The 19691-nt window shown below is 61.9% G+C and carries 16 protein-coding genes; 8 read left to right on the forward strand and 8 right to left on the reverse strand.

Going from position 1 to position 19691, the window contains the following annotated elements; all coding sequences use genetic code 11:
- The first annotated feature begins 162 nt into the window (after positions 1-162).
- The 3 genes from treS to HU730_RS03220 are packed head-to-tail and all read left to right on the forward strand — an operon-like array spanning position 163 to position 6956.
- On the forward strand, positions 163-3510 hold the full coding sequence (gene treS / locus HU730_RS03210) for a maltose alpha-D-glucosyltransferase (RefSeq protein ID WP_127881363.1): 3348 nt from the start codon (positions 163-165) through the stop codon (positions 3508-3510).
- Entirely contained in the window at positions 3507-5753 is a 2247-nt protein-coding gene (gene glgB, locus HU730_RS03215; protein ID WP_186526805.1) for a 1,4-alpha-glucan branching protein GlgB, read from the forward strand. Before treS ends, glgB begins: the two co-directional genes overlap by 4 nt.
- A gap of 42 nt (positions 5754-5795) precedes the next feature.
- Positions 5796-6956 carry a sensor domain-containing diguanylate cyclase gene (locus tag HU730_RS03220; RefSeq protein WP_034127632.1) on the forward strand — a complete coding sequence of 387 codons (1161 nt, stop codon included), beginning with the start codon at positions 5796-5798 and terminating at the stop codon, positions 6954-6956.
- On the opposite strand, the gene HU730_RS03225 is transcribed toward HU730_RS03220, so the two are convergent.
- The 3 genes from HU730_RS03225 to HU730_RS03235 all read right to left on the reverse strand — a co-directional run bounded on the left by HU730_RS03225 (position 6935) and on the right by HU730_RS03235 (position 11465).
- Positions 6935-9139 (reverse strand): ATP-binding protein, encoded by a 2205-nt coding sequence (locus tag HU730_RS03225; RefSeq protein WP_186526804.1) that lies wholly within the window; start codon positions 9137-9139, stop codon positions 6935-6937. The genes HU730_RS03220 and HU730_RS03225 overlap by 22 nt on opposite strands.
- A 172-nt stretch (positions 9140-9311) precedes the next feature.
- Entirely contained in the window at positions 9312-10163 is an 852-nt protein-coding gene (locus HU730_RS03230) for a CAP domain-containing protein (protein ID WP_186526803.1), read from the reverse strand.
- 81 nt (positions 10164-10244) lie between these two features.
- Positions 10245-11465 (reverse strand): MFS transporter, encoded by a 1221-nt coding sequence (locus HU730_RS03235; RefSeq protein ID WP_096144200.1) that lies wholly within the window; start codon positions 11463-11465, stop codon positions 10245-10247.
- A 113-nt stretch (positions 11466-11578) separates the two neighbouring features.
- Here HU730_RS03235 and HU730_RS03240 point away from each other — a divergent pair, with 113 nt between their 5' ends.
- The gene (locus tag HU730_RS03240) at positions 11579-12463 is read left to right on the forward strand and encodes a LysR family transcriptional regulator (protein WP_060764635.1); all 885 of its coding nucleotides are present in this window, start codon (positions 11579-11581) and stop codon (positions 12461-12463) included.
- A 56-nt stretch (positions 12464-12519) separates the two neighbouring features.
- The gene (locus tag HU730_RS03245; RefSeq protein WP_186526802.1) at positions 12520-13197 is read left to right on the forward strand and encodes a GNAT family N-acetyltransferase; all 678 of its coding nucleotides are present in this window, start codon (positions 12520-12522) and stop codon (positions 13195-13197) included.
- On the opposite strand, the gene HU730_RS03250 is transcribed toward HU730_RS03245, so the two are convergent.
- Positions 13187-13789: a TetR/AcrR family transcriptional regulator gene (locus tag HU730_RS03250; RefSeq protein ID WP_186526801.1), complete on the reverse strand. Its 603-nt coding sequence runs from the start codon at positions 13787-13789 to the stop codon at positions 13187-13189. The genes HU730_RS03245 and HU730_RS03250 overlap by 11 nt on opposite strands.
- Before the next feature lie 72 nt (positions 13790-13861).
- Between HU730_RS03250 and HU730_RS03255 the strand changes: the two genes are divergently transcribed.
- Positions 13862-14461 carry an NAD(P)H-dependent oxidoreductase gene (locus HU730_RS03255; protein ID WP_186526800.1) on the forward strand — a complete coding sequence of 200 codons (600 nt, stop codon included), beginning with the start codon at positions 13862-13864 and terminating at the stop codon, positions 14459-14461.
- A gap of 1 nt (position 14462) precedes the next feature.
- Here the strand turns inward: HU730_RS03255 and HU730_RS03260 are convergent, their stop codons facing one another.
- From HU730_RS03260 to HU730_RS03270, 3 genes are all read right to left on the reverse strand, one after another.
- Complete coding sequence (locus HU730_RS03260) at positions 14463-14852, reverse strand: hypothetical protein (RefSeq protein ID WP_034127625.1); 390 nt, start codon at positions 14850-14852, stop codon at positions 14463-14465.
- Between the two features lie 133 nt (positions 14853-14985).
- Complete coding sequence (locus tag HU730_RS03265; RefSeq protein WP_186526799.1) at positions 14986-16242, reverse strand: 3-phosphoshikimate 1-carboxyvinyltransferase; 1257 nt, start codon at positions 16240-16242, stop codon at positions 14986-14988.
- Between the two features lie 235 nt (positions 16243-16477).
- Positions 16478-17032 carry a UPF0149 family protein gene (locus HU730_RS03270; protein ID WP_060764628.1) on the reverse strand — a complete coding sequence of 185 codons (555 nt, stop codon included), beginning with the start codon at positions 17030-17032 and terminating at the stop codon, positions 16478-16480.
- A 184-nt stretch (positions 17033-17216) separates the two neighbouring features.
- On the opposite strand from HU730_RS03270, the gene HU730_RS03275 reads away from it, so the two are divergent.
- The gene (locus tag HU730_RS03275; RefSeq protein WP_034127622.1) at positions 17217-18029 is read left to right on the forward strand and encodes a crotonase/enoyl-CoA hydratase family protein; all 813 of its coding nucleotides are present in this window, start codon (positions 17217-17219) and stop codon (positions 18027-18029) included.
- A gap of 5 nt (positions 18030-18034) precedes the next feature.
- The gene (gene nudC, locus HU730_RS03280) at positions 18035-18868 is read left to right on the forward strand and encodes an NAD(+) diphosphatase (RefSeq protein ID WP_060764629.1); all 834 of its coding nucleotides are present in this window, start codon (positions 18035-18037) and stop codon (positions 18866-18868) included.
- On the opposite strand, the gene HU730_RS03285 is transcribed toward nudC, so the two are convergent.
- Positions 18836-19615 carry a TSUP family transporter gene (locus tag HU730_RS03285; protein ID WP_003191011.1) on the reverse strand — a complete coding sequence of 260 codons (780 nt, stop codon included), beginning with the start codon at positions 19613-19615 and terminating at the stop codon, positions 18836-18838. The genes nudC and HU730_RS03285 overlap by 33 nt on opposite strands.
- Positions 19616-19691 lie beyond the last annotated feature (76 nt).

The following is a 19691-nucleotide window of genomic DNA, read 5'->3' on the forward strand; positions in this document are numbered from 1 at the left end:
TCGTTCCCACGCTCTGCGTGGGAACGCCTCACTTGACGCTCTGCGTGGGAATGCCTCGCTTGACGCTCTGCGTCGCGCTTGGGACGCGGAGCGTCCGGGGCTGCGTTCCTAAGCGGAACGTGGGAACGATCCTCGAGAACTTTGTCTTTTCAGGAGTTTGCAATGGCCAAGAAACCCAAGGCAGCCACCTTTATCAAAGACCCGCTCTGGTACAAAGACGCGGTGATCTACCAGGTTCACGTCAAATCCTATTTCGACTCCAACAACGACGGCATTGGTGACTTTGCCGGGCTGATCGCCAAGCTCGACTACATCGCCGACCTCGGCGTGAACACCATCTGGCTGCTGCCGTTCTACCCGTCTCCCCGGCGTGATGACGGCTACGACATTGCCGAATACCGCGGCGTGCACAGCGACTACGGGACGATGGCCGACGCCAAGCGCTTTATTGCCCAAGCCCACCAACGCGGGCTGCGCGTGATCACTGAACTGGTGATCAACCACACCTCCGACCAGCACCCCTGGTTCCAGCGCGCGCGCAAGGCCAAGCCAGGCTCGGCCGCACGGGACTTCTACGTGTGGTCGGATGATGACCAGAAATACGACGGCACACGCATTATTTTCCTCGACACCGAAAAGTCCAACTGGACCTGGGACCCGGTGGCCGGCCAGTACTTCTGGCACCGCTTTTACTCGCACCAACCCGACCTCAACTTTGATAACCCGCAGGTCATGAAAGCGGTGCTGTCGGTGATGCGCTATTGGCTCGACCTGGGAATCGACGGCCTGCGCCTGGACGCCATTCCCTACCTGATCGAACGGGACGGCACCAACAACGAAAACCTGGCGGAAACCCACGACGTCCTCAAGCAGATCCGCGCCGAGATCGACGCCCATTACCCCGACCGCATGCTGCTGGCCGAAGCCAACCAGTGGCCCGAAGACACGCAGCTGTACTTTGGCGACAGAAAGGGTGATGACGGCGATGAATGCCACATGGCGTTCCACTTTCCACTGATGCCGCGCATGTACATGGCGTTGGCCCAGGAAGATCGCTTCCCCATCACGGACATTCTGCGCCAGACCCCGGAGATTCCCGCCAACTGCCAGTGGGCAATTTTCCTGCGCAACCATGATGAGCTGACCCTGGAAATGGTCACCGACAAAGAGCGCGACTACCTGTGGAACTACTACGCCGCAGACCGCCGCGCCCGTATCAACCTGGGCATTCGGCGACGCCTGGCGCCGCTGGTGGAGCGGGATCGTCGGCGGGTGGAATTGCTCAACAGCCTGTTGCTGTCGATGCCGGGCACGCCGACCCTGTACTACGGCGATGAAATCGGCATGGGCGACAACATCTACCTGGGCGACCGTGACGGCGTGCGCACGCCCATGCAATGGTCCATCGACCGCAATGGCGGGTTTTCCCGTGCCGACCCGGCCAGCCTGGTGTTGCCGCCGATCATGGACCCGCAATACGGTTACCAGTCGGTCAACGTCGAGACCCAAGCCCAAGACCCGCACTCATTGCTCAACTGGACCCGGCGCATGCTCGCAGTGCGCAAGCAGTCCAAGGCGTTTGGCCGTGGCAGCCTGAAGATGCTCTCGCCGACTAACAGGCGCATCCTGGCTTACACCCGTGAATACACCGGCGAAGACGGCCACACCGAGATCATCCTGTGCGTAGCCAATGTGTCGCGCAGCGCCCAGGCGGCGGAGCTGGATCTGTCGGCCTTTGCCGGCATGGTGCCGGTAGAGATGCTCGGCGGTAATGCCTTCCCGCCGATCGGCCAGCTGAATTTCCTGCTGACCCTGGCGCCCTATGGTTTCTATTGGTTCGTGCTGGCAGCGGAAAACCAGATGCCCAGCTGGCATGTGGAACCGGCGCAAAGCATGCCCGACTTCACCACTTTGGTACTGAAAAAACGCATGGAAGAGTTACTGGAAGAACCTTGCCGCACCAGCCTGGAACAGACTTCACTGCCCGCCTGGCTGCCCAAGCGTCGCTGGTTTGCCGGCAAAGATACGGCAATCGACACGGTGCACATCGCTTATGGCGTGCGTTTTGGCGACCCGCAGCATCCGGTGTTGCTCAGCGAGATCGAAGTGACCAGTGCTGGCCAGGTCAGCCGCTACCAACTGCCCTTGGGCTTTCTTGGCGAAGACCAGTTCACCAGCGCCTTGCCCCAGCAATTGGCGTTGGCCCGAGTACGACGCACCCGCCAGGTAGGTTTGGTGACCGATGCCTTCAGCCTTGAGCATTTTATCCTTGAGGTGATCCAGGCCATGCAGGCCGGCACCGTGCTCAATACCCCTGACGGCGATCTGCGGTTCGAGGCGACTGAGCACTTGGCCGCACTGCAACTGACCCGTGAATCGCCGGTGCGTTATTTGTCTGCCGAGCAGTCCAACAGCTCGGTGGTGGTCGGTGACAGCCTGGTGCTCAAGCTGATTCGTAAAGTCAGCGCCGGTGTGCACCCGGAGCTGGAAATGAGTGCCTACCTGACCGCCGCCGGCTACCCGAATATCTCGCCGCTGTTGGGCTTTATGAGCCGCCGCGACGGGCAGGGGCAGGACAACCTGCTGATGATTGCCCAGGGTTACCTGAGCAATCAGGGCGATGCCTGGAGCTGGACCCAGAACAACCTGGAGCGCGCGATCCGCGATGAGCTGGCCGACGCGATCTCTGAACAGGAACAACACTACAACGCCCTCGGCGAACTGGCGGATTTTGCCGGCTTGCTCGGTCAGCGCCTGGGTGAAATGCACCTGGTGTTGGGTGCGCCAACCGCCGACAAGGCTTTCAAACCCGAACCCACCACAGCCAAAGACACCCAAGCCTGGGCCAAGGATGTCGGCGCCCAGATCGACCGCGCCTTGCAGTTGCTCAAGCTTAATCAAAGCCAGTTGAACCCCGCCGACCAGGCGTTGGTCAGTGAATTACTGGCGCAGAAAAAAGCCATCGCGGCGCATGTCCAGGCGTTGGCCAAAGCCACGGCGGGCGGGTTGCGCATTCGCGTCCACGGTGACTTGCACCTGGGCCAGGTATTGGTGGTCAAGGGTGATGCCTACTTGATCGACTTCGAGGGCGAACCGGCGCGGCCGCTGCATGAGCGGCGCGGCAAACACAGCCCTTATAAAGATGTGAGCGGTGTGCTGCGTTCCTTCGATTATGCCGCGGCGATGGCGCTGAATGTGCAGGGTGTGGATCACACGCCAGAAGCGAACGCTGCGCGTAAACGCGTGACCGACCGCTACCTGAATGAAGCCCGCGTAGCATTTACCCAGGCTTACCAGGCCGCTGCGTCTACACTGGCGCATGACTGGCAGGATGCCAACGGCCAAGACGCAGCGCTGACCTTGTTCAGCCTGGAAAAGGCCGCGTACGAAGTGGCCTACGAAGCAGAAAACCGCCCGACCTGGCTGCCGGTGCCCCTGCAAGGGCTGCACGGCTTGCTGAGCGGGCTGACACCTATATCTAAACCTGTACGCGGTGGGGAGACGTCATGAGTTTTACACAGAGAGAACCGCTGCAGCCCAAGTTGACTGCATTGCCGGCGTCCACGGACGTCGATGCGCTGGTGCGCGCCGAGCACCCCGATCCTTTTTCGGTCCTGGGGCCCCATGATGACGAGCAGGGCGGCCAGTTTATCCGCGCGTTCCTGCCGGAGGCCCTGAGTGTCCAAGTACTGACGCGTGACACGGGCGAACCGGTTGGCAGCCTCGACGCCACCCAGGTGCCGGGCCTGTTTGTCGGGCACTTCAGCACTCGCCAGCTCTACCTGCTTAAAATCCAGTGGGCCGGCGGTGAGCAGATCACCGAAGATCCCTACAGCTTCAGCCAATTGCTGCTGGGGGAAATGGACCTGTACCTCTTTGCCGAAGGCAATCACCGTGACCTGGGCAACTGCCTGGGGGCTCAGGTGGTCAGCGTCGACGGCGTGCAAGGCGTGCGCTTTGCCGTCTGGGCGCCGAACGCACGGCGGGTTTCGGTGGTGGGAGACTTCAATATCTGGGACGGGCGCCGCCACCCGATGCGCCTGCGCCATCCATCGGGCGTGTGGGAAATCTTCATCCCACGCCTGCAGCCGGGCGCGGCCTACAAGTATGAAATTCTCGGTGCCCACGGCATTTTGCCGCTCAAGGCCGACCCTGTGGCGCTGGTCACCCAACTGCCGCCGGACACCGCCTCGAAGGTCGCCGCACCTTTGCAAGTGGATTGGCAGGACCATGAGTGGATGCAATCGCGGGGAGACAAGCAGAAAACCACCGCGCCGTTGTCGATCTACGAGCTGCATGTGGGGTCCTGGCAGTGCGAGCTGGACGAGGCCGGTGAAGTGGCCCGTCAATATGGCTGGCGCGAACTGGCTGAGCGGCTGATTCCTTACGTTCAACAATTGGGCTTCACCCATATCGAGCTGATGCCGATCATGGAACACCCCTTTGGTGGCTCCTGGGGCTATCAGGCGTTATCCCAGTTTGCCCCCAGTGCTCGCTTTGGCTCGCCGGAAGACTTTGCCTGGTTCGTTAATGCCTGCCATCAGGCCGATATCGGCGTGATCCTTGATTGGGTACCCGCGCATTTCCCCACCGATACCCACGGCCTGGCGCAATTTGACGGTACCGCGCTGTACGAATACGCCAACCCCCTGGAAGGCTTTCACCAGGACTGGGACACGCTGATCTACAACCTGGGCCGCACCGAGGTCCACGGTTTCATGCTCGCGTCGGCCTTGCACTGGCTCAAGCATTTCCACGTCGATGGCCTGCGCGTGGACGCAGTGGCCTCCATGCTGTATCGCGATTATTCGCGCAAGGCCGGTGAATGGGTGCCCAACCGCCATGGCGGTCGCGAGAACCTGGAAGCCATCGACTTCCTGCGGCACCTGAATGACGTGGTTGCCCTTGAAGCCCCGGGCGCCTTGGTGATTGCCGAAGAGTCCACGGCCTGGCCCGGCGTCAGCCAGCCTACCCAACAGGGTGGCCTGGGGTTCAATTACAAATGGAACATGGGCTGGATGCACGACTCCCTGCATTACATCCAGCAAGACCCGGTGTACCGCGCCCATCATCACAACGAGCTGAGTTTCGGGCTGGTGTACGCCTGGTCGGAGCGCTTTATCCTGCCGATTTCCCATGATGAGGTGGTGCACGGCAAGCACTCGCTGATCGACAAGATGCCCGGCGACCGCTGGCAGAAATTTGCCAACCTGCGCGCCTACCTCAGTTTCATGTGGATGCACCCCGGCAAGAAGTTGCTGTTCATGGGCTGCGAATTTGGCCAATGGCGCGAGTGGAACCACGATCAGCAACTGGATTGGTATTTACTGCAGTACCCCGAGCACCGTGGGGTGCAGAAGCTGGTAGGCGATTTGAACCGCCTGTACCGCGAAGAGCCGGCGCTGCACGAACAGGACGATGCGCCCCAGGGCTTCCAATGGCTGATCGGTGATGACGCGATCAATAGCGTCTACGCCTGGCTGCGCTGGAGCAAGGACGGCAAGCCGGTGTTGGTGGTTGCCAACTTCACCCCGGTGCCCCGTGAAGGCTACGCAGTCGGTGTGCCGTTTGGCGGGCGGTGGAGTGAGGTGATCAACAGTGATGCCGATACCTACGCGGGCTCCAATTACGGGAATGGCGGGGCCGTGTTTACCCAGGATGAGCCGCGCCATGGGCAACCGGTGTCGCTGTCGTTGAACCTGCCGCCCCTGGGCGTGCTCATTTTGCGACCTCAAGAGCCTGAAACGCTCTAGCGCAGCGTATGCCGCTGTTCGGCTTGCTGGCAAGGTGCCACAATGGCGCCTTTGCCGTCGCCGGTCAAACAGGCCAACCCCATGCATAGCCTCGGGCAAGATCAGGGTCACCTCATCGAAGAGCAGGTGCGAACCGACCGTTTGCACCAGCTCTTTCGTCAATCATTCTCGGCGATCTTCGGCAGCTACCTGGGCGCCGTCATGCTCTGCTGGCTGTGCTGGGATCGCTTCGATCAGCAGGTCATCCTGGTGTGGCTGGTACTGCTGGCGGGCTCGTCATTGGTGCGCCTGCATCTGTTTGTGCAATGGTTTCGCTGCCCTGACGCGGGGCGCACACCCGCACGTTGGGAGCGCCACTACTGGGTCACGCTGATGCTGTCGGCGGGTATCTGGGGCGGCGGGGCGCTGGCGGTGATGCCGGTCGATGACCGCTTGTCCCAGGTGCTGGTGATGCTGTTTACCGTGGGCATGTCGGTCAGCGCGGTGTCCTGTTATTCAGCTTATCGCTACATGACGCTGGGCTCGATGGCGCTGGTGTTGCTTCCCTGCACGGTATGGATGCTGTTTCAGCCTTCGCCGATGCAGGTTGGCGTGGCGCTGGCGGTGCTGGTGTTTGCTTCGTTTGTGGTCGGTGCGACGCGCAAGCTGTCCGATGCCCTGGAAAAAGCCTTCCGTCTGACGAGGCAAATGGAGCGCGCTCATCATATTTCCACCCGTGCCGCCCAGACCGATGAGTTAACCGGGCTGATGAACCGTCGGGCGTTCTACGAACAGGCCCAATTGCTGTATGCCCAGTGCCTTCGCGAGCAGCAGCCGCTGTGTGCATTGATGATGGACATGGACCACTTCAAAGCCATCAATGACACCTACGGCCACCAGGCCGGCGACCAGGTGTTGCGCCAGATTGGCGCGGTGATCAGTGCGTCCTTTCGCCAGACCGATATCTACGGTCGCCTGGGGGGCGAAGAGTTTGCGGTGTTGCTGCCCAATACTTCGTTGGAGACTGCACGCAGCATCGCTGAGGAGTTGATCCAGACGATTCATGATTTGCCCGCCGACCCGGTACAAGGGGTGAGCGCAAGCCTGGGCGTAGCATCGACCTGCACTCAGCCTCTGGATTTGAACGCCTTGATGAACAGCGCCGACAAGGCCCTGTACCAGGCCAAGGCATCGGGTCGCAATCAGGTAGCGGTCGTCGACTGATCCTTGCACATCGCCTTTGCCAGCACCCGCGCAACTTGGTCGGCGGAGTAGGGCTTGGCGAGGAACTCAAAGCCTTCGTAGCCGCTGTCTGCCAGTTCCTCACTGTAGCCAGAGACGAGTACCACGGGCAGGTCGGGGCGGCGCTGGCGCAGCAACCTGGCCATGGCCACGCCGGTCATGCCGGGCATCACCACGTCGGAGAAAATCGCGTCGAACCCCTGGACGTCATTGCCAGCGAGGTTCAGCGCCTGTTCGGCATTGGTCGCCCAGGTGGCCTGGTAACCCAGGTCCTTGAGGATCTGGCTGGCGAAGCGTCCCACCTCTAAGTTGTCCTCAACGATCAGCACATGTTGATGAGCAGCCTCCTGCGGCGCTGGCAGATCTGCAGGGGTGTCTTGATCCGGCGCCGCTTCGCCTTCGACTTGCGGCAGATACAAGGTAAACACCGTGCCTTGGCCGAGGGTGCTGGCCACATCGATATTGCCGCCTGACTGCTTGGCAAAGCCGAATACCTGCGACAGGCCCAGGCCGGTGCCTTTGCCCACGGCCTTGGTGGTGAAGAACGGTTCGAAGATGCGCTCGAAGGTGTCGCTGGGAATCCCGCTGCCGGTGTCGGCCAGGGAAATGGTGATGTAGGGCATGCACGACTCGGCATCCCCACGAATACGTGGCAGCGTTTGCTCGCTGGCGACTTTGAGGGTCAGGGTACCCTGGCCGTCCATCGCATCGCGGGCGTTGAGGGCGATGTTGATCAGTGCGGTTTCGAACTGGCTGGGGTCGATGCGCGCATAGCAGGGCTGATCGGGCAATTTAACCTGCACATGAATGCGTGCACCGGTAACGCTCTCGAGCATCTCGCCGATATTTTGCACGCGCTGGCCGACATCGAACACCTGCGGGTTCAGTGGTTGGCGCCGGGCAAAGGCGAGCAGTTGGCTGGTGAGCTTGCTGGCCCGCTCGACGGTGTCGGACACCGCGCACATGTAGCGTTGCCGACGCTCCTCGGACAGGCCGGGCTGGCGCAGGAAATCCACCGACGAGCGAATAATGGTCAGCAGGTTGTTGAAGTCATGGGCGACGCCGCCGGTCAGTTGGCCGATGGCCTCCAGCTTCTGTGACTGGCGCAGTGCGGCTTCGGCCTCGGCCAACGCATGGGTACGCTCATTCACGCGCTGTTCCAGGCTGGCATTGAGCTCTGTATAGGCGGCCAGGCCCTCGCGCACGGCGGCATCGGCGCGTACGCGCTCGATATGCGCCCAGGAACGCTCGGTGACTTCGCCCACCAGCGCCATGTCATAGGAAGACCAAAAGCGCGGCAGTTTGTCGTGCACGGCCATCAGCGCGGTGAGCCGCCCGTCTTTGATCAACGGCATGCAAATAGTGGCTGTCACCCCCAGTGCCTGGAAGCTCGCGGCGTCATGGGGCGGCAACTCGATCAGATTATTGCGTATCACCAGTGGCTCGCCGGCACGCAGGCAGTTGACCGCGCATTCCCCGAACGCCGCGAGGCTGTAATGCCCGATGATGCTCGGCGAGCCATGCGCCGACCAGTCGCCGCGAATGGTAAAGCCATCTTCATCCTCGTCCATGTCGGCGTAGGCACAGATGGACACCTGCAGATGTTCGGCCAGCAGGCGAGTCGTAGACGTCAGGATGGTTTCGGCGTCGGTGGCATTGACCACGCTGTTGCCGATGGCGTCCAACACTGCCAGGCGACGGGCCAGGAATACCGTGGCGGTTGTTTCGGTCACCGTGTCGAGCAAACCGACCACCACGCCTTGGGCATTGCGAATCGGGCTGTAGCAAAAGGTGAAATAGGCTTGTTCCGGCGCTTCGTTGCGTTGGATCAACAGCGGGAAGTTTTCGATATAGGTGGCGTGCCCACCGAACGCGGCGTCGGCGATAGGGCTGATATCGTCCCACACCTCGTGCCAGATCTCGTTGAACGGGCGGCCCAAGGCGTCGGGTTTGCTACCCAGGATCGGCGTGAACGCGTCGTTGTAGAGGGTAATCAACTGAGGCCCCCAGACGATGGCCTGGGGGAAACTCGACGCGAAGCACAGCGCAACGGTTGTCTTCAACACATCGGGCCAGTGTTCAAGTGGCCCCAGGGGCGTATTGGCCCAATCGTGCTGACGAACCCGCTCTGCCATTTCGCTGCTGCCTTGCAGCCAATTCATCATGGGGTTCACACCTTGCTTGCTACGTATTGTTTAGCTTTGAAGAGTCAGGCCGACTAGCAACAGACCGGAATGACCGCATTCAGTTCAGCGCAATTATCTCCCTGATAGCACTTTGATTTCATTGTCTATTTGCACGCCGTCATTATTGGCCGGGTTGGGCCGGCGCTCAACCTTATTGCGTGCCGAATAAGCCCGTCCAATAGATGCCCGCGTCACTCTTGGGGTCCATGGCGTAGGCGGCACCCAATTCGCGAAATTGCGGGTTCATCAGGTTGGCGCAGTGGCCGGGGCTGGCGAGCCAACCGTCGACGACCTTGCGCGGCGTGTCGAGGCCGGCGGCGATGTTTTCACCAATATTCTTCGCGATATACCCCGCCAACTCGGCGCGGTCGCCGGGCGTACGGCCGTCGGGGTCCAGGTGGTCGAAGAAATTGCCGTTGGCCATGTTGCGGGTATGGCTGTTGGCTGCGCCGGCCAGGGTGTCATTCCACGACAGGGGCGCCGTGGCGGTGAACGCCTGGCTGCCACACTGGCGCGGCTCGGCACGGGCGGTGTTGATCAGGTCAAGCAGTTTTCTGCCTTCGGTCTGCCAATCGCCCAGGCCGCTGGTCACCAACGGGCGAGCCAGCACGATGCGCCAGTCCTGGCCGCTGTTGCTGACCCCAATGTCGACAAATTGCGGATCGAGCACTACGCGGCAGAAGCTCTCGCGCACCGCTTTCATCGCGGCCTCGGCATCCTTGGGCCCGGACAGGCTAATGGCCTGCACATTCACCATCGGGTACGCAGCGCGCGCCAGCGACTGCTGCAAATCGCCGACATTGGAGGCCGGCAACACCAGCCGTGTATCGCTGGTCAGCGGCGGCAGCTCCTGGGAACCCTGGTCACCGCAGCGTTGCACCTGGCTGCGGTATTGGTTGATCTGTTGGACTAACTGACTTTCTTTATTCGCCATCGCGCTGGCGCAGAACACCGTAGTGGCGGCCAGCGTCGTAAGACCCATCATCAATGACAGAACGCGCATGGACGTTACCCTTGAGCTTGAAAGTGCCCATGATGCGCGATCCAGGTGCATCCATGCACCCGTTGGTCCGAACTTTTTTGCTCAGTTCTTGAATGCCGAGTGTTTCGCGCCCTGATCGCGCCAGACCAAGACCTTCACCAAAATGGCCAGCAGTATCAAACCTACCGCCATGGCGAAGGTCGCGTGCAAGCCGACTTCCACCGCCTGGGGCGCGGCATGGCTGACATCCGGGGTGGCGCGGGCGAACACCGCGCCGAGGGCTGAGGCGCCGAAAATCAGGCCCAGGTTGCGCGACAGATTCAGCAGGCCGGACACCGTGCCTCGGCGTGTCGCCTGTATATCGCTCATTACCGCCGTGTTGTTGGCCGCCTGGAACAGGCTGTAGCCGGCCGTCAACACGATCAGTGCCGCGAGATAAACGCCAAGCCCGGACGCCTGCGACAGCAACAGGGCCCCGCACAGCATCACGCTCAGCCCCACGAGGGTCAGGCGTTGGCTGCCGAGGCGATCGGTCAGGTAACCCGCCGGTACACCGGTAACCGCCGCGACCGTTGGCCCGACGGCCATGGCCAAGCCCATCCAGGCGGGATCGAGGCCCAGGCCACGGGACAGGTAGAACGGGCCCACCACAAACGTGGCCATGATCACCGCCGACACCAGAACACTCATGACCAGGCCGGCGCGCAACGGCGCATCGCGCAGGGGCGCCCAGAGTGTATCGCCTGGCGAAGCTTCGCGGGCGTTAGCATCCGCCGGCAAATAACGGTAGGCGAGGGCGGCAGCCACACCCGCCAAGGGCAGGCCGATCAGAAACAGCGCGCGCCAGCTCCACAGGCTGAGCAATACTCCGCCGACACTCGGCCCCATGGCCGTGCCGAGTGCCGACATAGTGCCGAGCAGGCCCATGACTCGGCCGGTATTCGCTTTCGTGACGGTGTCACCGACCATGCCCAGGGTCATCGCCATCATGATCGCCGCGCCCAGGCCCTGGAATGCCCGTGCGCCGATCAGCCAGGACAGGGTTGGCGCGGCGGCACACCCGGCGCAGGCCAGGGCAAACACCAGCAACCCGGCCAGCAGCAAGCGCCGGCGCCCCAGACGGTCACCCAGGTGCCCGGCGCTGACAATCACGGCGGTGATGGCCAGCAGGTAGGCGAGCACCACCCACTGCACGGCCTGAAACGATGCCCCGAAGGCGTGCGCCAGGCTGGGCAGGCCGACATTCGCGATGCTGGTGCCCAGGGCGGCCAGCAACATGGACAGCGACAAGGCCATCAGGCCGCCGCGTGTGGAGGTTTGCATGCGCGTTTCCTTGAGTGAATGCACCTGTCGCAAATCTACGGCGTCGCCTAAGATGGCGGAAGACGCATGGGTTGCAGGTTATAGCTGCATCCAACGCCTGATAAGGAGCCCGCATGCCCGACCTCAATTTACTCATCACCCTGGACGTGTTGCTTGCCGAAGGCAGCGTCGCTCGCGCCGCCCAGCGCCTGCGCCTGAGCCCTTCGGCCATGAGCCGGGCCCTGGCGCGTTTGCGTGCAGCCACTGGCGATCCGCTGCTGGTACGTGCCGGGCGCGGCCTGGTACCGACGCCCCGGGCGTTGCAATTGCGTGAACAGGTCAGCCAATTGGTGCAGGACGCCCATGCGGTATTGCGCCCGGCAAACACCCTGGACTTGGGTGAGGTGGTGCGCACCTTCACCCTGCGCACCAGCGAGGAGTTCGTCGAACGCTTCGGCCCCGCCTTGCTGGCGCGTATCGCCCAGGACGCCCCAGGGGTGCGCTTGCGTTTCGTGCACAAGAGCGACAAGCACAGTGCGCTGCTGCGCGACGGTGTCGTCGACCTGGAAACCGGTGTGGTCGATGCCGGCGCCAGCCCGGAGGTGCTGACCCAGGCGCTGTTCCGTGACCGCCTGGTGGGCGTGGTGCGTGAGGGCCATGCTCTGAGCCGCGGCCTTCTTAGCGCAGCGCGTTTCGCCCAGGGACAACATGTCTACGTGTCGCGGCGTGGGCAGGACCGTGGCCAGATCGACGAGGCCCTTGAGGCGCAAGGTCTGGTTCGGCAGGTCGGCATCGTGGTCGCCGGTTTCAACACGGCCATCGCCCTGGCGCGTGATACCGACCTGATCGCCAGCGTGCCTGAGCGCTATATCACCGTGCCGCCTCGAGGCTTGTACTGCTTTGAGCTGCCGGTGACATTGCCGCCATTTACCGTGGCGATGCTGTGGCACCCGCGGCAGGACGCCGACCTGGCCCATCGCTGGCTGCGCGCATGTTTGCGCGAGGTGTGCGGGCCATGATCGGCGCGCAACAGGTACAATCGCCGCTGCCTTGACGCGAAACCCCAGGAATTTGCATGTTCAGTCTTACCCGCTACACCACGCCGTGCCCCGAACCGGTCAACAGCCAGATCCTGCAGATGGTGGTGGACAACCTCACCGATATCAGCAGCGTAGCGCTGGCACCGAGCAATCTGCTCTACAGCATCTACCAGTACGCCATCGGGTTTGAGGTGCACCTGTACCTTGAGGCGTTGAATGGCGAAAAGGGCATCGCCGTCGAGTTGGTCGTGGCGATGGAAGACGAGACGGTGGTGGGTTTTTGCCTGTATCTGCCGGTGAAGGATGATCCGCACGCGTGTGGCGTCGCGTTTATGGCGGTGCAGGCGGGCTTTCGTCGCCAGGGTGTGGCACGCAGCATGATGGACGAAGTGTTGGCGCGTTATCCCCACGCCGAACTGGCCTGTGCGGTAGAGAAGGTTGCGGTGTTCGAAGCCATGGGTTTCCAGGTACGCGGTGCGCGTGGCACCCAGGTCGTGATGAACACCCGCAACTACGGCACCGATGGGTTGATGGGCGTGTTGGATGTGGCCTCAATCTACAGCTCGCTGGAAGTGCGGCAGATCCACACCTACCTGCTGCAAAAACACGGCAAGCGCGCCATGGTCGACGCAGAGAAACAGCGTGATCGGCACCTGGACCAGTTGACGCGCAAGGCGCAACTGTTCGTCCAGGGCCGTCTGCCTACGGCCTGACGCGCATGACCATCCCGAGGATAGTCTCCAGCAGTTCCTGCTGAGCTTCCTCGCGGCTGATCTCGCCATTGGCCGCCGCATGGGACAGGGCTTCCGCCGCGCCGAGCATGGCGCGCAGGCCGGCCTGAGAGATGCTGCCGCCGTGGGTGAAGGGCGACAGCGCGTCTCGGCATTTATCGAGAAAGATCGCCTCGTATTCGCGCTTGGATGCTTCCAACTCCGGCGAACCGCTCAAGGCGGCAATCACCCCGGGTATTTCCCGACCTTGCAACAACACACAATCGACATACGACGACGCGATGACCCACGCACGCTCCTCAAGGGTCGCGTTGCTGGTGGCGATGGCATTGGCAAACACCTGGTCCTGGCGTTCGTCGAAGTCTGCATACAGCGCGGCCAGCAAACCCGCGCGTGTAGCGAAGTGGTCGTACACCACTGGTTTGGTGACGCCCGCCAGCTCGGCCAGGCGGCCCAGAGTCAGGGCGTCGGTGCCTTCGTCACGCACTAATTGCCAGGCCACGTCGAGTAACTGGCGCAGGCGATCTTCACGGGACAAACGACGACGTGGGGCAGGGGATTCACTGCTTGACATGCTTATATACCAAAAGTAACTTATTCGACGTAACTTACTAAAAGTAGATTAAGCTCAAATGGAGTCAAAGTCATGCACGCACTGATCGTAGCTGCTCATCACGACCCGCAATCTCTCACCCACAGTGTGGCCGCCGAGGTGGGCGCGGGCTTGAGCGCCTCTGGCCACACCTTTGAAATAGCCGACCTTGCCGCTGAAGGGTTCGATCCACGCTACACCGTCGCCGACCATCGGGTGCACCGTACTCGGGCGACGCCGCCAGCCGACGTGCAGGCCGAACAGGCCCGCATAGACCGCGCCGACGCGCTGGTGCTGGCGTTCCCCATCTACTGGTGGTCGATGCCGGCGTTGCTCAAGGGTTGGGTCGACCGCGTATTCGTCAATGGCTGGGCGATTGATTACGGCCCCGATACACCGGTGCAGAAGAAACTCAGGCATTTGCACGTGCATGTGCTGGCCCTGGGGGCGGCTGACGAAAGCGCCTTCGATCGACACGGTTATGCCAAGGCCATGAATACCCAGATCGACTACGGCATCTTTGATTATTGCGGGGCGCGGGTACTCACTTCCGAGTTGTTGTTGGACTCGGAAAGTGGCACGGCCCAGGCGCATTTGCACAAGGCCCGGACCGTGGGGCAGGGGTTGTTTGAGCGTGAGGCCGTCGCGGGATAATTCAAGCGTCGCGAAACAGGTCGTGGGCGTCGAGCAAGCGGTAGGCAATCTCTGGGTTTTTCTCCAGGCCACGGCGAATGGAGGCGGGGATCGACTGGCGGGTCTTGCGGCACATGCCCGGCAGTTCGTCGATGACGATCTGGATCCCGCGCATGCTCTTGACCTCGGTATGCCCGGGCGCGATGTGTACGCGGATGCCGAGTTGGTCGTACATCCGCTGTTGCAGGTGTTCGAGGTCTTGCAGGCTCTTGAGATTTTCCAGGCGCTCCAGCAGGATTTTTTCCTGCTGTCGCGTCAGTTGCAGAATGCGCAGATCAGCGCCGGGAGCTTCCAGCAGTTGTTCACGGTTGCAGACACAGGCGCCGGGTGGGCAGGGTTGGCGAAGGGTCATTGACGCTCCCGGCAAGGTTCAGTTGTAGGAGCGAGCTTGCTCGCGAAAAACTCACAGGCGCCGCATTCATTCAGCAAACACGCGTTTTGGTTAACGTTTTTCGCGAGCAAGCTCGCTCCTACAGGTTTGTGTGTCAGTAGCTTAAGTGAACGCCCAGGCCGGCCAGCGCTTTCCAGTAGTCAGGGTAGGTCTTGGCTACGCAATCAGGGTCTTGGATGCGAATGCCCGAGACTTTCAGCCCGGCCAGGGCAAAGCACATGGCGATGCGATGGTCGGCGTGGGTATCGATCAGTGCGGTGCAGGCGGTGCCAGCCAAAGCGGGGTCGCTGGCAACCAGCAGGTCATCACCTTCGATGGTCGCCAGGCCCGGGCGAATTTCGTTGAGGCCATCGTGCAGCGCCTGCACGCGGTCACATTCCTTGACGCGCAGGTTCGCCAGTTCAGTGAAGCGCACCGGGGTATTGTTGAATGCGGCGAGCACCGCCAGGGTCGGGATCGCATCCTGCATTTGTGAACCCACCACCGTGGCCTGCATGTTCGGGAATTGCGCGATCACGGCCTGTGCCTTGGCGTCGGGCTGGGTGAAGTCCTGCGCGGCTACACCAATATCGATACGGCCACCGGTCAGTACTTCTGCGGCCCACAGGTAAGTGGCGGCGGAAGCGTCGGGTTCGATCAGGTAATCATGGGCGGTATAGCCGGTGGGGGCCACGCGCCAGGTGGTGTCGTCCACGGCGTCGACCTGGGCACCGAACGCACGCATGCAATCGAGCGTCAGGTCCACATAGCCACGGGCGCCAATGTCCTTGCCGGTCAGTGCCACTTCAATCGGCGCTTCGCCGCACGCCGCCAGCATCAGCAGGGCTGATACGTACTGGCTGGACAAGCCTCCGTCAATCTCAAAACGCCTGGCCTGGACCTTGCCCGCGCCATGCACCGTTACCGGTGGGCAACCGGTGGGGCTGTCGACCTGGATGCCGTTCTGGCCCAGGGTGGCCAGCAGCGGGCCGATCGGGCGTTTTTGCATGTACTCGTCACCGTCCAGTACCACGGTGCCTTGCACGGTGGCGACGGCAGCCGTGAGAAAGCGCATGGCGGTGCCGGCGTTGCCGAGGAACAACGGCTGGGCCGGCAATTGCAGCGAGCCTTGGCTGGTGACGACAAAGGTGGTGTCGTCCGGCTCGTCGATGGTGACGCCCATCTGCCGCAGGGCTACCGACATGTGGCGTGTGTCATCGCTTTTGAGCGCGCCGCTCAAACGGCTGGTGCCCTTGGCCAGTGCCGCGAGCAACAGCGCACGGTTGGTAATGGATTTGGAGCCGGGGGGCGCGACCTTGCCAGTGAGGGGGAAGTTGGGCGGTGTAACGGTCACGGTTTTCTGCGAACTCAAGGTACAAGGCTCCTGGTCAAGGCGAGGTGGCGTGGAGTGGCCGACGTGCGGACCCGAATCATCAGGCAAACACGCCATGCTTGTCGAGTGAGTGGGTGATCTGCGTATTTTATTGGCATGCGCTGCGGCCCGAATGTAGGAGCGAGCTTGCTCGCGAAAACGTCAACGATAAGCGTGCTTCCTGAATGAACGCGGCGCCTGGAAGTTTTTCGCGAGCAAGCTCGCTCCTACTGCCTTAGCGCTGGCTCAACCAGTAGTCATGCAGCGCCCGTGCAGCCGGTTCGATTTCGCTGACCTGCAGTTGATGGGCGTTTACATCCAGGTCTGCCGGCAGTTCGAAATTGTCCTGTTCGGCGCAGCAGGAAATCCGCTCCAGTTGCCCGGCTTGTACAGCGGGCAATGGCGGCCAGTTGGCGATTGTCACGCCGCGCACATAACCAAAGCACCATTCCTCGGCAAGGGTCACCGCCTGGCCTTGATGTTCGGTTTCATCGAAACGGGCTTTGAATGCCTGGGAGTCAGTGGCCAATTGTGCGGCCAGGGTATTCATATGGCGTACACACAGCTCAAGAAAAGCCTGGGCCTCGTCCATGTTGTCCCATTCAGGGTTTTGCCCACCCCAGATTGCCGGGAACCACTCGGCCACATCCACCTTGGCCGGGCTGGAAACCAGGGCGGTGAAATAACCTTCGAGTTCGGCCATGTTCAGCACCGAGTGGTCTTCGCCGTATTTGAGCAAGGTGGCGTCAATGAATTCGAAATCGGTGGGAGCGAGGGGTTGGGCGTGCATGGCATTTCCTTAAAACGTCGAGCGCCGCGCACAGCGCGGCTTAAAGCGCAAAGGATGGCCTGTGCATCGGGTTTTATCCAGCGTCTTTTCCCTCACCGTGGCCAGTCCCGTTTTTGGCCGATGCGCCGTGGCGCACCCTTGATATAGTCTGGCCTTTCTCAATCGCCAGTCAGGGATCACTGCCATGTCCGAATACCAAGCCTTCGTTGTCGAGCTCAGTGGCAACGTTGCCCATGTGCAGATCAATCGCCCGGAAAAGATCAACGCCATGAACGCGGCGTTCTGGACCGAAATCATCGACATCTTCCAATGGGTCGACGAGACCGATGCCGTGCGTGCCGTGGTGCTCAGCGGCGCGGGCAAGCATTTTTCCTCGGGCATCGACCTGATGATGCTGGCCTCGATCGCCAATGATTTTGGCAAGGACGTGGGTCGCAATGCGCGCCTGCTGCGCCGCAAGATTCTCGAGCTGCAAGCTTCGTTCAACGCCGTGGACACTTGCCGCAAGCCCGTGCTGGCGGCGATCCAGGGCTACTGCATTGGCGGCGCCATCGACCTGATCAGCGCGTGCGACATGCGCTATGCAGCCGAGGACGCGCAATTCTCGATCAAGGAAATCGACATCGGCATGGCCGCCGACGTCGGCACCTTGCAACGCCTGCCGCGCATTATTGGCGACGGGATGCTGCGTGAACTGGCCTACACCGGCCGTCAGTTCGGCGCTGAAGAAGCGCGCAGCATCGGCCTGGTCAATCGCGTGTTTGCCGATCATGAAAGCCTGCTGGCGGGTGTCATGGACCTGGCCCATCAAATCGCCGCCAAGTCGCCGATTGCCGTGACCGGCACCAAGGCCATGATCAGCTACATGCGTGACCACACAGTCAATGACGGCCTGGAATACGTTGCCACCTGGAACTCGGCTATGTTGCAATCCAATGACCTGCGCGTGGCCATTGCGGCCCATATGAGTAAGCAGAAACCCGAATTCGTGGATTGACTGACATGACCCCAGGCTGGATTACCACAACGCTGCTGGACAACGACGCCCCCGGCGGCTGGGCGGTCGCCCGCAGCCGCGAAGGCTTCTTACACGACACCAACGGCCCGCTGTTCCCGCGCGAATGGCTCAAGCGCCAGGACCTGCCGGTGTTTGCCGAACACGGCATCGGCCACCTCGACGGCGAGCCGGTGTACCTGTTGGAACTCGACTCGCCGGCTGATGTGCCAGGGTGCAGTTGGCAGGGCTTGCGTGGCTTTATGCTGCAAGGTGATCACACCCTGTACAAGGTGCTGGGCTACGCCGCGCAGATCGGTACCTGGGCGCGGGAACACCGTTTTTGTGGCAGTTGTGGCCAGGCGATGGTACAGGTGCCGAGGGAGCGGGCGATGTATTGCCAGGCCTGCGACCTGCGCAGCTACCCTCGGATCTCACCGAGCATGATCGTGCTGGTGACCCGTGGCGATGACATCCTGCTGGCGCGTTCGCCGCGTTTCGTCACCGGGGTCTACAGCACCCTGGCCGGTTTTGCCGAGCCGGGGGAGTCCGCCGAAGACTGCCTGATCCGTGAAGTGCGTGAAGAGGTGCAGGTGGAGGTCAAGAACATCCAGTACATGGGCAGCCAATGCTGGCCGTTCCCTCACTCGATGATGCTGGGCTTTCACGCCGAATACGCCGGTGGCGATATCGTGCCCCAGGCCGACGAGATCGAGGACGCGCAGTGGTTCAATATCCACGAGCTGCCGCCGTTGCCGGCGTCACGCTCGATTGCGCGTTACCTCATCGACCTCTACGTGGCCCGCCGTTTAGGCCACGCTGAACCAGTGCTGCCAGGCTAGGCGCACGGTCAGGCCCAGAACCACGGTGATAAACACCGGGCGAATGAATTTGGCGCCGCCGCTGATCGCGCTGCGTGCGCCAAAGAACGCGCCACACATCACCGATACCCCCATCGCCAGGCCGACAATCCAGTCCACCGAACCATTGATGATAAACACCGTCAGCGCCGCCGCGTTGCTGACGAAGTTCATGCTGCGCGCTACGCCGCTGGCCTTCACCAGGTCGATGGGGTGCAGCAGCATCGTGCTGACCGTCCAGAACGCCCCCGTGCCGGGCCCGGCCACGCCGTCGTAGAAACCCAGGCCAAAGCCCTGGGTGGCTTGCCATTTCTTTTTGATCGGTGCCTCCGCGTCCAGTGGCGCCTTGGGCGTGCCACCGAACAGCAGGTACACACCGCAGGCGAAGACGATCACCGGGAGCATCTTGTTCAGGGTTTCGGCAGGCAAGTAATGCGCGACGACCGCGCCGGTCAGCGCACCGATCAAGGTACCGACGATGGCGTGCACCCATTGGCGTGGGTGGAACAGCTTGCGGCGGTAGAAGGTAAAACTGGCGGTGGCCGAGCCGAAGGTGGAGCTGAGCTTGTTGGTGCCCAGCACCAGGTGCGGCGGCATACCGGCGGTGAGCAGGGCCGGGGTGGTCAACAGACCGCCACCGCCGGCGATGGCGTCGATAAAACCGGCGATAAAAGCGACAACGGCCAGGATGGCCAGGGTGGTGAGGTCTACGCTGAGTTCGAAGGGCATGGGCAGGGCTTATTGTTGGAGGGCCGCAGAAGGCCAGCATCTTACTGCGATGTGACTCAAATGTGGGAGGGGGCAA

It is taken from the genome of Pseudomonas sp. SWRI22 (assembly GCF_014268395.2).
Taxonomy (GTDB): domain Bacteria; phylum Pseudomonadota; class Gammaproteobacteria; order Pseudomonadales; family Pseudomonadaceae; genus Aquipseudomonas; species Aquipseudomonas paracarnis.

Coding starts and splice junctions, on each gene's coding strand:
- HU730_RS03275 (WP_034127622.1), top strand. CDS start 17,217: ATGTCCGAATACCAAGCCTTCGTTGTCGAGCTCAGTGGCAACGTTGCC.
- HU730_RS03285 (WP_003191011.1), bottom strand. CDS start 19,615: ATGCCCTTCGAACTCAGCGTAGACCTCACCACCCTGGCCATCCTGGCC.
- HU730_RS03220 (WP_034127632.1), top strand. CDS start 5,796: ATGGCGCCTTTGCCGTCGCCGGTCAAACAGGCCAACCCCATGCATAGC.
- nudC (WP_060764629.1), top strand. CDS start 18,035: ATGACCCCAGGCTGGATTACCACAACGCTGCTGGACAACGACGCCCCC.
- HU730_RS03235 (WP_096144200.1), bottom strand. CDS start 11,465: ATGCAAACCTCCACACGCGGCGGCCTGATGGCCTTGTCGCTGTCCATG.
- glgB (WP_186526805.1), top strand. CDS start 3,507: ATGAGTTTTACACAGAGAGAACCGCTGCAGCCCAAGTTGACTGCATTG.
- HU730_RS03230 (WP_186526803.1), bottom strand. CDS start 10,163: ATGCGCGTTCTGTCATTGATGATGGGTCTTACGACGCTGGCCGCCACT.
- HU730_RS03255 (WP_186526800.1), top strand. CDS start 13,862: ATGCACGCACTGATCGTAGCTGCTCATCACGACCCGCAATCTCTCACC.
- HU730_RS03270 (WP_060764628.1), bottom strand. CDS start 17,032: ATGCACGCCCAACCCCTCGCTCCCACCGATTTCGAATTCATTGACGCC.
- treS (WP_127881363.1), top strand. CDS start 163: ATGGCCAAGAAACCCAAGGCAGCCACCTTTATCAAAGACCCGCTCTGG.
- HU730_RS03245 (WP_186526802.1), top strand. CDS start 12,520: ATGTTCAGTCTTACCCGCTACACCACGCCGTGCCCCGAACCGGTCAAC.
- HU730_RS03250 (WP_186526801.1), bottom strand. CDS start 13,789: ATGTCAAGCAGTGAATCCCCTGCCCCACGTCGTCGTTTGTCCCGTGAA.
- HU730_RS03225 (WP_186526804.1), bottom strand. CDS start 9,139: ATGATGAATTGGCTGCAAGGCAGCAGCGAAATGGCAGAGCGGGTTCGT.
- HU730_RS03260 (WP_034127625.1), bottom strand. CDS start 14,852: ATGACCCTTCGCCAACCCTGCCCACCCGGCGCCTGTGTCTGCAACCGT.
- HU730_RS03240 (WP_060764635.1), top strand. CDS start 11,579: ATGCCCGACCTCAATTTACTCATCACCCTGGACGTGTTGCTTGCCGAA.